Below are 14,389 nucleotides of genomic sequence, written 5' to 3'. Positions count from 1 at the left end.
CTATTCTTGAAACTTATTTTTGAAGGATCTATATTCCTATTATTCAGTTTTTAGAAAGAGTTTCGCAATTACTTAATTTCTAAACATTCTGCCGTTCTTTTTTTATTGCCATCAAAATATATCACTCTTAATTTTCTATATCCTAATTTATAAGATATTTATTTTATTAGTTGGATTCACTAATAAAATAGCAAAACAATTAATATCTTCTGACAACCTATACACTGATTGTAAGGCCAATGTGTAGCTAATAACTTTTTCTTTTCATCAGAATAATTTGTCTTTTGAGGTATATATGCATATAAAGAAAACCAAAATAACACTGTTACAATTAAAAAAATATTTCTTTTACAAGTCGTCAAAAAACCTTTAAGTTTAAAATTTTATTTTCTGCCCTTTTCTTCCTAACTAGTACTTAACATAAAAAAACTTTCATAAACAAAATACAATTCTCTTTACTTCTTGTTTTGACAATTTTTTGAATATTGGAAACATATACAAAATTTTCTGCATACATTATTAATTGTTCTTGACTCTTTTTGTATGATTCTTTTCTCGATAGAGTTTCGTCTCCTTTTGTCTGAAGTAATTGTTTATGTTTTTTTCACAGATAAACAAATAATATGATTTTCGGTGTTAAATACTTTGATTACCATTTCCTTATACAGCATGGAGGGATTACAATATCAATTACATCTATTTTTTCCTTACATTTACACCATTAACACTTTTGTAGCCATTACAATGTAAAAATGTAAATGAGAAGCATGTCCACTACCTACTAAACCTATTACAACAGTTCCTATGATGATCCCCCCATAAACCTCATACATATTTTAATTATTGAGCTTCTTCAATAGCTTTTAAAATAGAATAAACTAGTTCATTTCCAACTGCATTTTCAATTTCATCATATACTAAATGGGATCTTTCAGCCATTTCTTGTTTTAATTTATCACTAAGTTCAACTATTTTAGCACCGTTTTCCTTTATTATCTTAGCCCTATCTTCCACTCTATTATCAGCGTGCCCTCTAGCCCATACTTTTGCTTCATTAGCAGCATCTAATATAACTTGTTGGTCTTCAACAGATAAATCATTGAAAATTTGGGGACTAGTTATTAATGAAAGTAAATGTAGTAAGTGGTTTGTATTTATAACATATTTTTGTTGTTCATAAAATTTAGAAGAAACTATAACTTCGTATGGATTTTCTTGTGCATCAATTGTACCTTGTTGTAATCCGATGTAAACTTCTGCAAACGCCATTGGAGTAGGATTAGCACCTAATGATTCCCAATACTTTAAATGATAAGGATTCTCCATTGTTCTAATTTTTTGGCCGTTAAAATCATCAATTTTTTCTACTTTTATATTTGAACTCATTACTCTGAAACCTTGATCAGCATAAGCAAGTAACTTTATTCCATTCTCTTCATATTTATCTGCTATTTGATCAAAGAAAGAACTATCTAAAACCTTTCTCGCTACGTCTGCATTTGGGAATAAATTAGGCAAGTCAAATACTGCTACTTCTGGTACAAAATTTACTTGTGGAGCTGTATTTTGAACTACAAAAGCTAAATCTCCATTTTGAACACTTTCAGCAATTTCTCTATCCCCACCAAGTTGTCCATTTGAATACACTTCTATTTTTATTCTTCCATTAGATTTTTCTTCAACTAATTCGGCAAATTTTTTACCAAATAAATAAGTTACTGTATCTTCTGGACTGTCTATAGCTAAATCAAATGAATAATTTGATGCTGTATTATCCTCATTTCTATCAGTTGCTGAAGTATCAACTTTTTCTCCACTACATCCTGCTAATGTTAAAACTAACATAGCTAATACTAAAGTTATACTAATACTTTTTTTTACCTTTTTCATTTTTTTCATCCTTTCCCTATTTATTATTGCAATAATAGTAAACTCAATTGAGGTATAAATGTGACAAGTGTTAATGCAATTAAAAATCCTATTATGAATGGCATAGCTGCTTTTGCTATCTTAACTATTGAAATATCTGATATACTACTAGCAACAAATAGGTTTACACCCATAGGAGGAGTAACAAAACCTATTGCTAGGTTTACAACCATGACAACACCAAAATGTATTGGATTCACCTCAATGGCTTGAGCTAACGGTAAAAGAATTGGTGTCAATATTAATATGGCAGGAGTTGTATCCATAACCATACCCACAAACAGTAACAATACGTTTATTACTAACATTATTCCTACTGAGTTTGAGGCTACTGACGTTATCACTTTCGCTATAATTTGTGGTGCTCTTAAATAAGTTAAAACTCTCGCAAATCCCATAGCTGCAGCTAGTATAAACAGAATAGGAGCATAAGAGTTAACACTTTCAACTAATAAAGATGGTATATCTTTAATTTTAATAGTCTTATATACAAATATGCTTATGAATAATGAGTAAAACACTGATATTGCAGCAGCTTCTGTTGGTGAAGCAATGCCGCTATAGATACTTCCAAGAATTATTACTGGGGATAACAGTGCCCAAAAACTATCTCTAAATACGCTCCATAACCCCTCACTTCTAAGACTGTTAGTAAATTCATTGAGCTTATCTTTGTCTTCACCTCTTTCTTTACAATAATAAATTGCATATGCTGATAATATCCCACCTATAAGTATTCCTGGTATAATACCAGCTACAAACAATCTACCCACAGACTCCCCTGAAGACATTCCATAAAAAATAAAAGGAATACTTGGAGGAATAATTACTCCAAGACCACCAGCCACAGCAATCATAGATGTAACAAATGTCTTATCGTAATTTAATCCAACTAATATTGGAATAGTCATAGAACCTACTGCTGCTGTTGTGGCAGGTCCAGATCCCGATATTGCACCGTAAAACAAACATGTGATTATAGCAGCTATTGGCAGTCCAGCTGTCCTCTTCCCTACGAAAAACGCAAACATATTAAAAAGCTTTTCAGATATTTTCCCACGTGCCATTATAATTCCTGATATAATAAACATAGGTACAGCTAAGAGCGGGAAACTATCAACTCCACTTAACATTGACCTAATTATCATTGGGGCATTTCCTGCAAAACTAGAATTTAATAATGATGGGGAAATACCTGTCATTGTTAAGACAACTCCAATTGGTAACCCTATCGATAATAAAACTGCAAAAATTAGAAAAAATAAACTTAATGACAAAAACTCTCCTCCTCTCTTCTAAACTTTTTCTGTTGTCCTAATATAAATAACCAAAGATTGTAATACCCTCACTATAGTAAGTGCAAATCCTACCACTGAAGAGACTTGTATAAGATACATTGGTAAACCTATTGCTGGACTTCTTTGCCCACTATTAATTGCTGACCGTACAACATCGGTTGCATTATAAAGCATAAAGATAAAGAAAACTAACATAAGAATATGGCTGATTATATTTAAAACTTTTCTTATATCTTTTGTAAATAAATTTAACAACTGATCAATCTTTAGGGAAATACCAAACTTTATGGTATAAGGAAGAGTCAAAAATGCTGACCATACAAATATAAACCTTGTAAGCTCTTCAGACCATGTTAGTGATGAATTGAATACATATCTTGCCACAACTTGTATGCCCATTACAACTACCATTATGGATAGAAATACACCAAGTACAAACTTTTCTAGATTTTCATCTAGCCATTTTAATAAATTCAATTTATTCACCTCCAAAAAAGTAACGTTATCATATTAATGACGAAATTTATATGTATTAAGTCTAGGGGAGACATTTCCCCTAGATAATACCAAGGAAATAATAAATTATTTTGTACTTACATGAAAAGATTTTTCAGCATCTCCATACATCAGTCTACCTTCTTTTACATTATCCTTTGGAGTATAAATATCATTGATATTCCATATTCCATCAGTAGGAACTGGAATGTTTTCCATAGGAACATCTAATAAATAAGGTTTATTTGAGTCTAAGGCTTCTTTAAATGCATCTTTAAATTCATCAGCAGATGTAATCTTCTTTGCTTTTATTCCATATGCCTTAGCTACTTCAGCCCACTCTGGATTGTAGGGCTCTCCATTTGGTGTTTTAAACATTGTTCCAAATGTATGATTATAATGTGAACTTTCAAGACCTGCTATAGTACCAAAGGCGTTGTTGTTCATAACTACCCATACAATAGGAATATTTTCTTCTACTGCAGTTGCTAAAACTGAAGGGTTAGCGCCAAATCCACCATCTCCAATTAATGTAATAACTTTTTTATCTGGCGCCGCTAGTTTTGCTCCTAATACTGCAGCTGAACCAAATCCCATTGTAGCTAATCCACCTGGATGAAAAATTGTACTTGGCTTTATTATATCAAATTGTTGTGCTACACCATTTTTGTTCCAACCAACATCTGTAAAGATTAATCCATCTTCTGGAAACACTTCTCTTACATCTTTTAAAATTCTTTGTGGAGCCATTGGAAATCTATTATCTTCAGAAATTGCTTTATTTGATTTCTTAAAGTTAGCTTTGTAATCTGCAATTTTCTTTCTAAGTTCCGGTCTATCTATTCCTTCTGGCTTTAATTCTTTAGCAACTTTCAAAATTATTTTTAATGCTTGTTTAGGATCAGCTACTGCTCCTAATGTTACAGGATAATTTCTACCTATTTCTATAGGATCTAAGTCTATTTGAATAAATTTAGATTTATCACTAAATGTTATTCCATTATACCATGAACTACTGTCAGCCTCAGCGAATCTAGTTCCTACACCAAACACTACATCAGCATTTGAGGAGATTTCATTTACAAAGTTTGTCCCCCAGAATCCTGTCATCCCAACATGTAGTGGATGTTTATCAGAAATACCACCTTGCCCCATGAGACTTCTTGTTATAGGAATATCTAAAAACTCGACAAGTTCAGTTAGTTCTTCTGTTGCATCGTTAAATACTGCTTGTCCTCCTATATGAATGAGAGGCCTCTTTGCTTTAATTAATATTTTAGCAATTTCAATCGCTGTTTTTTCTGCTAATGCAGGTTTTGCTGTAAAATGAGAATTATAATAAGTCCTCTTAAAATGGCTAGTTTCAATTTCTCTTGAAAACATATCCATTGGTATTGATATTAACACCGGTCCCGGTCTCCCTGATTCTGCCAACCTAAATGCTTTATCAAGAATTTCTGGCAATAATTCTGGGCTATCCAGTCTCCAAGCCCTTTTTACAAAAGGTTTATATATATCATACTGAGCTCCATCACAATGCATATTCACTTCTTGATGTGGATGCTTCCCATAATAATAACTAGGAACGTCACCAGCTATTACAACCATAGGAATTGAATCCAAGGCAGCATTAGCAACACCTGTAGTTGCGTTTGTAAGACCTGGTCCTAGGTGAGTAAATACAACTGATGCTTTTTTAGTTACCCTAGCATAACCATCAGCTGCTGTTGCTGCTATTTGCTCATGTCTTACTGACACAAACTTAATCTTTTCACTTTTTTCTAAGGCATCTAATAGAGCAATTACAGTATGCCCACAAAGACCAAATACATGCTTAATGCCTCTTCTTTCTAAATAATCTATTAACTGATGTGAAAGTAATTTTTTCAATTATTTTCGCTCCTTTATGAAATTTATTATTACTTTTCCATTTCAGGATTATAATATTCGCCAAATAATTCCTCATCTAATGGCCTATCTTCTGATATAGGCTTAGAAACCCAAGTATAATTCATATAATGTTTTAAACTAACATTTTCAGATGTAATATTTCCCCCCCAAGTTCCACAACCTAAACTTGATGTCATTGGCATTCCATTAGTAAAGGCTCCTGCGTTTGCTTTTGATTGAGGTTGACGAACCATTACTCTACTTACTGGTGCATTTAATGCATGTTTATGAATGTGTTCTTCATTAAATGAGTAGATACCACATGAATGTCCTTTACCACCTACTTCGTAGATTTCTCTGACCATTTCAAGAGCTTGATCAAATTCTTCATATTTATATAAAGCTAGTAAAGTGGTTAATTTCTCATGTGAAAAGAAATGTTCTTTTCCAATGCCATCTCCCATAACCATAATAAACTTTCTATCTTGCGATATTTCAAACCCTGCTTCTTTTGCTAACTTTTGAGGTGGTATAGCTACTGTACTAGCAAGCCTTTTACCACTTTCATCCCACATAACTTTTTTTAATGCTTCTTTTTCTTCTTCACTGGCTAGATAGCCTCCCTCTTTTTGAAGTTGAGTTACCATTTTGTCAAAGATACTAGCTTCAATTATAAGGTTACCATCAGCAGAACATCCAGACCCATAATCAGAAGTTTTACTTAGCATAGTATTTCTAGCTGCCTCTTCAATATCAGCTGTTTCATCTATAACCATTGTTGAATTACCTGCACCTACACCATATGCTGGTGTTCCAGAAGCATATGCACGTCTTACCATGTTTTGTCCACCTGTAGATAATACTAAATCAGCCTCACCCATTACTGCCATAGCCATTGCTCTATTAGGATTTCCTTTTAAACATTGTAATACGTCTGGATTAACACCTTCTTTTTTAAGTGCTTCCCTCATTAACTCAACAGTCTTTAATGTAGTGTTTTTTGAACGTGGGTGTGGTGAAAAAATAACAACATCTCTTGCCTTAACAGAATATATAGCTGTTCCTGCAGGTGTTAAGGCAGGATTAGTAGTAGGTACAATCGATGCAATAATTCCTGCTGGTTTTGCGTATATTGAAATACCTGTCTCTGGTATTTCCTTAACCAAACCAACACTTTTTTGACGTAAAGCATCTCTTAATATTCCTCTAATTTTAAATCTCTTATTCATCCTTGATACTGGGTCTCCAAGCCCTGTTTCTTTAACTCCTAAGTCAGTTAATTCCTTAAAAATTTTCTTATTAGCTACTGACCATGCTACTGCTTGGCATAATTTGTCAAGTTTTTCTTGGTCAAATTTTTCAATTTCTTTTAATGCTATCCTTGCTTTTGAAAACACTTCTTTGAGTTCAATAATTTGTTCATCAGTTAAATCCTGATATTTTTCTTTTAAACCTTTAGCTTTTAGTTCCATTTCTATTCCTCCCTTTTTAATTGAATATATTAAATAAAATAATATAATCTAAATTAGAACAATTATATACTCACATAAGTAATTTCAATAAGAAATTGTTTTACCTTTTCCCAAAAATATATTTAAAACTATATTAATATCTTTTATTAATATTTGACTAGATGTAGATGATTCTTTGCCAACTGCATACGTCATATCTGAATCAAATAAGCAAAAAACCATCTTTATTACTACTCCCATTTCTCCCATATATATTATTGTAAAAGAAGCATTAATAGCTTCATCTCTTTATATGTTTCATTTAATAACTTAATACATCTCCATAATTCTATGGTATGACTGTCATTTTCAGTATATCTACTCCTAGCTCTTTAAATATCATAAATAATACTAGTTCGATACCGTTTTCATTTAACAAACTTTTTGTTTTGCCTAAACATCTGCATTGTTGCTTCTTTAACATTCAATTTATCAGAACTTCCAATTTTTAAATTTCTATACATTTCTTAATTAATTCAATTTTTTTATCTTGTAGTAGATCTGCTTGTCTTCTTTTTTAGAATGTATTAAAGTAAATATCGAGGAAATTTTATTAATAATTTCTAATGACAATAAATAATTTATTTATATTTATACAACTAATTTTTGTAACAAAAACTGTTAACTACTTTTTCACACAACTAACTCAATATTTTATTAAATCGCTATTTTTGCCTGCTTTTAATAAATATCCATATAATTCTCGTCCCAATAGAACTTCCATTTTTTTTGCAATTAATATGCTCTTATCTATATCAATACCTGTTTTTATTCCCATTTCATCACACATATGTAAAATATCCTCTGTTACCACATTTCCCGCAGCACCTGGTACAAAAGGACATCCTCCAAGTCCACCAAATGATGAATCAAACCATGTGATACCTGCTTGCATACCTGCTAATATATTAGCCATACCTAACCCTCTAGTATTATGGAAATGTAATATCCATTTAACTTCTGGAAATGTTTTCTTCATATCTATACATAATTCATATACTTGATTGGGAACTGCCATTCCTGATGCATCTGATAGGGAAATTTCTTTTATACCTAAATTAACATAAGCATTAACTATGTTTTTTACATCATCAGCTGTAATCTTATATTCCCATGGCGAACCAAAAGGCATAGATATTGATCCAGACACTTCAATTCCATTTGATGTGGCCAAATCTACACAATCTTTAAATTTTGCAACGCTTTCTTCTGGAGTCATGTTTATATTTGCTATATTGTGTGCTTTACTTGCAGAAACATTTAATTTAACTTTTTTACATCCGCATTCAATAGCTCTCTCTACACCTTTCAGGTTTACTACAAGTGCTCTATATTCAACTTTATCATTCATATTGATGTTTTTAAATACTTCATCAGTAGAAGCCATTTGTGGCACTGTTTTTGGATGGACAAAAGAGCCAATTTCGATAACATTAAAGCCTGCTTCAACTAATAAATCAGCAATTTTTACTTTTTCATCAACTGTTAATATTTTAGATTCATTTTGAAGTCCATCTCTTAGTCCTACTTCACAAATTGTAATCTTTTTTGGTAATTTCATTATATACCTCCCCAAGTAATTAGTTCTCTATAGCGGAACTCTTATCATTATAGTGGAACTTACTTTCATTTTAGCATTTATTTACTATGAAGTCAATTAATTTTTTGAAAGATTCTGTTATTATATTTTTATTGTTTTCATCATAGAAAAGGCGCTCTATATAAAAATAAAAAAACTTACCATTGATATAGGTATTAATACCTATATCAATGGTAAGTTGATAATTTTAGACAGAAAAACTAAGATTCAATCCCACTTCTCCATCGAATTTTCTATCTACTACCCACTCAATAATGCAAGTTGCTTATAATTACCTACTATTTGATTAATAGTTTTGTTTTAGTATCTTGTTTTGTATCTATTTTAACCTTTTATATCAGCTAAATTGCCAGTTCACCCTATGTTGTGCGAAGCTATATTCTTATCTTGACTCTTATAAAGCAAATATTCATTAAAAGGGACTAGAAGTTCCTGACATTAACCCTACAAACAACTTCTCTTATCCTTATCTGTCAAATTATATAACTTACCCATATAAATTATTCCTTTAATTGATTGTATCCAATTAACTGGAAATCATTTTCTTCTAGCCACTTAATTAATCCTTTATCGGTCAATACCTCTAATTCCTTTTCTCTATCAATATTATAACTACTAATATTGATTAAATCGTCATCTAAAAGGGCTGGATGAGTCATAATTTCTATAATATTTCCTTCAAAATTATTCAATATCATTTTTATCTCATCTTTTTTAGCTTTTTTCCCATAAAACTCCATGGAAAAACCATCTGTTGTAAGTATTTGGTTTTTTTCTAAATATTCCTTCGTTTCCTCATTTGCATATCTCACTGGTAACTTGTATTCTTTCGCTAATCTAGATACTATCTTCCTTAGACCATCATACATATGGATATGGTGATGGCTATCTAAATGAGAAGGTATTAATCCAGTTTTTATAAATAGTTCTATTTGATTACGTAGCTCCAATTCAGCTTCTTCTAAATTCATTTTAGGAAATAGTTGAGCTCTTCGCCTATAGAAGCTACCATTATCATCTACTAATGAAGGTATTTCATCAGTTGGTAACGTCGGTTCCCCACAAGTCAATGTCAAATGAACTCCTACAGATTTAAAATATATGTCTTTTAACTCTTTTAGCCCTTCATAGGCATATGGCATATTTATCATTACAGTGGTGCTAGTAACTACCCCTTCTTTTATACCTTTAATAATTCCCTTATTACATCCCAAAGTTAATCCAAAATCATCCGCATTTATAATTACCTTTTTCATATTAACTATCATTCCTTTCGCCGTAGTCAACGAGTTATCACCTACTAAATTGAGGAAGATATTTTTTATTTTCTCTTAAAATATCATCTAATATTTTCTTTGCAATAGTGACTGACGGAATTAAAGGGTTTGCAGATAATGCTTCTAAAGCTTTTACATAATCTCCGGTAATACCAGCTTCTGTGGTTAATAGTTCATAGGCTTTTGCATGGTTTACCAGTCCAGAAATAATTGGTGGCATATTACCAATTACCATTGGAGTTGCTCCAGTTTTATCTACCATGGCATTACATTCAATAACTACATCTTTATCTAAATTTAGAATAGATCCATTATTTTTGATATTCACAGTGTGAACTTCCTTTTTATCGTTATAAATGGCGCTAATTAACGATACTGCAGCTTCTGAATAATAGGCTCCTCCTCTTTTTTCTAATTGAGGTGGTTTAATGTCAAGATTTTGATCACTATATATTTCGAACAACTCATCCTCAATCTTCATTACTTGTTTTGCTCTAGTGCCTTTTCCTCCTTCTACATCTTGTTTTTGCTTTTCAACCATTTCATCCATCATATAATAGTACCTTAAATATGGACTTGGTAACATATTTAAACCTCTTAAATAATCCTTGTCCCAATTTAAATTATGAATATTATTCATATTTAATGATTCATCATCAAGATTCTTCTCTATTACTTCCTTTGTAATATCTTCACCATCTAAATATATCTTTTTTGCCCATGACAAATGATTCAATCCTATAAAGTCCATTTTAATTCTTTCTGGCTCAACCCCAAACATTTTAGCTGTAGTATTTTTCATATTTATAGGAACATTACACAAACCAATGGCTTTAATATTTGTATACCTTAATATAGTTTCAGCTATTAATCCTGCAGGATTAGTAAAATTTATTAACCAAGCCTTAGGGGATAGTTCTTCTATATCTTTACATATATCCATTATTACAGGGATTGTTCTTAGAGCTTTTGCAAATCCTCCTGCCCCTGTAGTTTCTTGACCTAATACATTGTATCTTAATGGTATATTCTCATCTCTAGCTCTAGCGAATAATCCACCTACCCTAAATTGAGTTATAACAAAATCTGCATCTTTTATAGCCTGTTTTCTGTCTAAAGTTAAGATTACTTTAGTGCTAAGATTGGCCTTTTCAATCATCCTCATCGCTAAATTGCCTACTATATTTAATTTTCTTTCTCCTTCAAGTATATCAACTAAATATATCTCTCTTACTGGAAGTTCTTCCTTTCTCTTAATAAATCCATCTATTAATTCTGGTGTATAACTACTACCTCCACCGATAACAACAATTTTTAATCCTTCCATTTTACTCCTCTACCTCCTTTTCCAAACTATTAATTCTTTTATATAAATCTATCATATTTTCTATTAAAGTCTTTTCAGCCATAGCAGTCATTAAATGGTCTTGAGCATGAACAAATAAAACGGAAACATCTACTTTTTCTCCATTAGCCTCTTTTTGTATAATATCCGTCTGAATTCTATGGGCCTTTCCTAATTCTTTTTCTGCTTCTATCATAAATACTTCAGCATCAGAAAAATTATTATTTTGTGCAGCTTTCAATGCGTCATAAGACTTAGCTCTGGCATTTCCTCCATGGATAATTATTGAAAATATTATTTCTTCTAAATTGTTCATATTTTTACCTCCTTCAATACCATAATTACATCTATCTGTAAAAAGCACCAGCATAACTGGTGCTTTTTATTATTCAGTTACTGTATCTTTACCCTGTTCTTCTTTTAATAGTTGTTTTTCATATGCTTTGAAAAATGGATAATATATGGCTGTCATTATTAATATATTGACAACAACTAAAATTATTGCTCTCCAATCTCCATTTGTTGCAAGATATGCTCCTATTGGTGCCGGTAAAGTCCATGGAGGCGTAATGGATGGTCTAGCAACCATATTGAAATACATAGCAATATAGGTTATAATTCCTGTTACAATTGGACCAATGATAAAAGGTATACCTAATAGTGGATTTAATACTATTGGAGCACCAAATATAATAGGTTCGTTAATATTACAGATTCCAGGCAATAGACTTGTTCTTCCCAATCGTTTTAAATAGTCCGATTTTGAAATTAAGAAGAGAAATACAAGTCCTAAAGTGGCCCCTGATCCACCAATCCATATAAACCATTGAAAGAAAGGCTCTGGTGCGATATTTGGTAAAACCTTTGCACCGTCAGCTAATGCTGTCATATTTTCATCTAACAACACCATCCAAATTGGACGAGCAATAGATCCTACTACTGAGACTCCATGTATACCAGCCGCCCAAAGCAAAGTAATTAATAAAATTGGTATCAATATACCTGGTAATGTATTTCCAGCCTTAACTAAGGGTTTAAATAGGTTCATAATAAATGTTTGAATATCGAATCCCAACATCACTCTTACTAACCAAACAATGAGTATTACCACCGCAGCTGGTACTAAAGCTTCAAAGGACCTAGCTACTGAATCAGGTACTCCTTCAGGCATCCTTATCATTATATTTTTAGTCTGTAATACTCTCATTATTTCTACAGCAAATATTGACATTAAGATAGCAACGAACATCCCACTGCCACCAAGATTCCCCATCGGTAGCACAAATCCAACTTCTTCCATAGTAAGAGGAATGGTGGTCAGTAAAAATGCAGCCATTGATAAAATTCCACCTGAAACTCCATCTAATTTATAAGATCTCGATAAACTATAACCAATACCGTAAGATGCATATAATGCCATCAATCCCATTGTCAATCTAAATGGTATTAGAATATTTTCTACCAGTTCTGGACTCATCTTATCTGCTAATTTTGGTATAGGTGGGAATGCAAATATTAAAAAGAAAGAACCAACTATTATCAACGGTAAAGTTGACACAATACCATCACGTATTGCTCTTAGATGTCTTTGTTCAGATAATCTCGCCATTGGTGGCATTAATATTCTTTCAACCCATTCAAAAAACTTACTCATAATTACCCTCCTTATAAATACTTTTTAATTTGTTTTATTAATTTGGCGCCTGCAAGGGGATTATAATTTTGTGGTGGAATAAGTTCTATGTTATATTAGCAGTTTGTCTTAAAATTTATATATTAAGATGATTTTTGTTCCACTTCTTGCTCAGCTATTTGATTATCCCAAACTCTAAAAAAGGGATAATATATGGCCATAGAAATTAAAATACCCACTATCATCAATACTCCTGCTTTCCAATCACCAGTAGTTAATATTCCAGAAAAAGGTGCTGGAGTTGTCCATGGAACCACCGCATATGATCTTCCGACAATATTTAATGCCATAGCAAGATATGTTATTACATATACAGCAACAGGAGCAAGTATAAATGGAATTATTAATATAGGATTCATTACTACTGGAGCTCCAAACATTATAGGTTCACTTATATTAAAAAAACTTGACCATATTGTCATTTTGCCTAGACTCTTTACATGTTTAGATTTAGCTTTCCATACAAACAAAATAGCTAATGCCAATACCATACCAGAACCTCCAACAGCAATCCATATAGCCATCATTTGCTGTCCCATAACGTTAGGCAATACTTCACCAGCAGCTTTAGCTGCTGCATTTTCTTCTGCTAGAGCATACCAAATTGGCGCCATTACACTTGCTACAACAGATATACCATGTATTCCTGCTGACCAAAGTACTTGAATCAATAAAACTGCAATTAATCCTCCTAAAAAACTCCCTCCTAATTGTTTCAATGGTGTTTGTAATACTCTTTCGACAACATCAAAAATTGATAGTTTAAAAAAACTATTTAAAGATAGTCTAATAACCCAAAATACTAGCACAACTACAAGACCAGGTATCAATGCACCAAAAGCACGTCCTACTGCTTCAGGTACTCCTTCTGGCATCTTTATTATTAAATTTTTATTTACTATTAATCTGTATATTTCTACAGTAACTATTGCTATTATTATTGCAACAAATAAGCCTTGACTTCCCATATATACCACTTGGAATCCTTCTTCAATTCTTGGTGTTACAAGGATAAATGAAGATAAGGATAATATTCCTGATGTAAGTCCATCTAAATTGTAGCTTTTTCCAAGATTATATGCTATTGCAAATACTGCAATTAATCCCATTATTTCAAAAGTAGCATGAACAGGCAATGTCAAATTTTCTATAAAAGGTGCCATTACTTCCGCTAATGCAGGTATAGGTGGAAAAGCTATAATTAGAAATATACTACCTATTATCATAAGTGGCATACTCGCTATAAGCCCATCACGTATAGCCTTTAAATGTCTTTGTTCCGATATTTTTATCATTGGCGGCATTAAACCTTTTTCAATACATTCGAATAATTTATTCATAAATTATCCTC

Annotated in this window: 12 protein-coding genes; all 12 read right to left on the bottom strand. The window is 31.9% G+C overall.

Features of this window, described 5'->3' with window-relative positions:
• Window positions 1-840: 840 nt before the first annotated feature.
• The 12 genes from K8M07_RS06555 to K8M07_RS06500 all read right to left on the bottom strand — a co-directional run bounded on the left by K8M07_RS06555 (window position 841) and on the right by K8M07_RS06500 (window position 14,378).
• Window positions 841-1,890 carry a TRAP transporter substrate-binding protein gene (locus tag K8M07_RS06555; RefSeq protein WP_223377104.1) on the bottom strand — a complete coding sequence of 350 codons (1,050 nt, stop codon included), beginning with the start codon at window positions 1,888-1,890 and terminating at the stop codon, window positions 841-843.
• A 23-nt stretch (window positions 1,891-1,913) separates the two neighbouring features.
• A complete protein-coding gene (locus tag K8M07_RS06550; protein WP_223377103.1) occupies window positions 1,914-3,206 on the bottom strand; it encodes a TRAP transporter large permease in 1,293 nt (430 codons plus the stop codon).
• Between the two features lie 18 nt (window positions 3,207-3,224).
• On the bottom strand, window positions 3,225-3,704 hold the full coding sequence (locus tag K8M07_RS06545; protein WP_223377102.1) for a TRAP transporter small permease: 480 nt from the start codon (window positions 3,702-3,704) through the stop codon (window positions 3,225-3,227).
• 105 nt (window positions 3,705-3,809) lie between these two features.
• Window positions 3,810-5,612: a thiamine pyrophosphate-binding protein gene (locus tag K8M07_RS06540; protein WP_223377101.1), complete on the bottom strand. Its 1,803-nt coding sequence runs from the start codon at window positions 5,610-5,612 to the stop codon at window positions 3,810-3,812.
• A 29-nt stretch (window positions 5,613-5,641) separates the two neighbouring features.
• Entirely contained in the window at window positions 5,642-7,084 is a 1,443-nt protein-coding gene (locus K8M07_RS06535; protein ID WP_223377100.1) for an aldehyde dehydrogenase family protein, read from the bottom strand.
• An 84-nt stretch (window positions 7,085-7,168) separates the two neighbouring features.
• Window positions 7,169-7,324: a hypothetical protein gene (locus tag K8M07_RS06530; protein WP_223377099.1), complete on the bottom strand. Its 156-nt coding sequence runs from the start codon at window positions 7,322-7,324 to the stop codon at window positions 7,169-7,171.
• Window positions 7,325-7,769: 445 nt separating this feature from the next.
• A complete protein-coding gene (locus K8M07_RS06525; RefSeq protein WP_223377098.1) occupies window positions 7,770-8,684 on the bottom strand; it encodes a hydroxymethylglutaryl-CoA lyase in 915 nt (304 codons plus the stop codon).
• Between the two features lie 539 nt (window positions 8,685-9,223).
• Window positions 9,224-10,009 (bottom strand): chitin disaccharide deacetylase, encoded by a 786-nt coding sequence (chbG, locus tag K8M07_RS06520; protein WP_223377097.1) that lies wholly within the window; start codon window positions 10,007-10,009, stop codon window positions 9,224-9,226.
• A 7-nt stretch (window positions 10,010-10,016) separates the two neighbouring features.
• Window positions 10,017-11,327 (bottom strand): 6-phospho-beta-glucosidase, encoded by a 1,311-nt coding sequence (locus tag K8M07_RS06515; RefSeq protein WP_223377096.1) that lies wholly within the window; start codon window positions 11,325-11,327, stop codon window positions 10,017-10,019.
• 1 nt (window position 11,328) lies between these two features.
• Window positions 11,329-11,661: a PTS lactose/cellobiose transporter subunit IIA gene (locus tag K8M07_RS06510; protein WP_223377095.1), complete on the bottom strand. Its 333-nt coding sequence runs from the start codon at window positions 11,659-11,661 to the stop codon at window positions 11,329-11,331.
• A gap of 69 nt (window positions 11,662-11,730) precedes the next feature.
• The gene (locus K8M07_RS06505; protein WP_223377094.1) at window positions 11,731-12,999 is read right to left on the bottom strand and encodes a PTS sugar transporter subunit IIC; all 1,269 of its coding nucleotides are present in this window, start codon (window positions 12,997-12,999) and stop codon (window positions 11,731-11,733) included.
• A gap of 122 nt (window positions 13,000-13,121) precedes the next feature.
• Window positions 13,122-14,378, bottom strand: a complete 1,257-nt coding sequence (locus K8M07_RS06500) for a PTS sugar transporter subunit IIC (protein ID WP_223377093.1) — start codon at window positions 14,376-14,378, stop codon at window positions 13,122-13,124.
• Between the last annotated feature and the right edge of the window lie 11 nt (window positions 14,379-14,389).

This window comes from Schnuerera sp. xch1 (genome assembly GCF_019931165.1).
Classification (GTDB): Bacteria; Bacillota; Clostridia; order Tissierellales; family Tepidimicrobiaceae; genus JAIOUP01.
The sequence above is the reverse complement of the archived record's forward strand: the minus strand, read 5'-3'. Positions and strand labels throughout refer to the sequence as shown.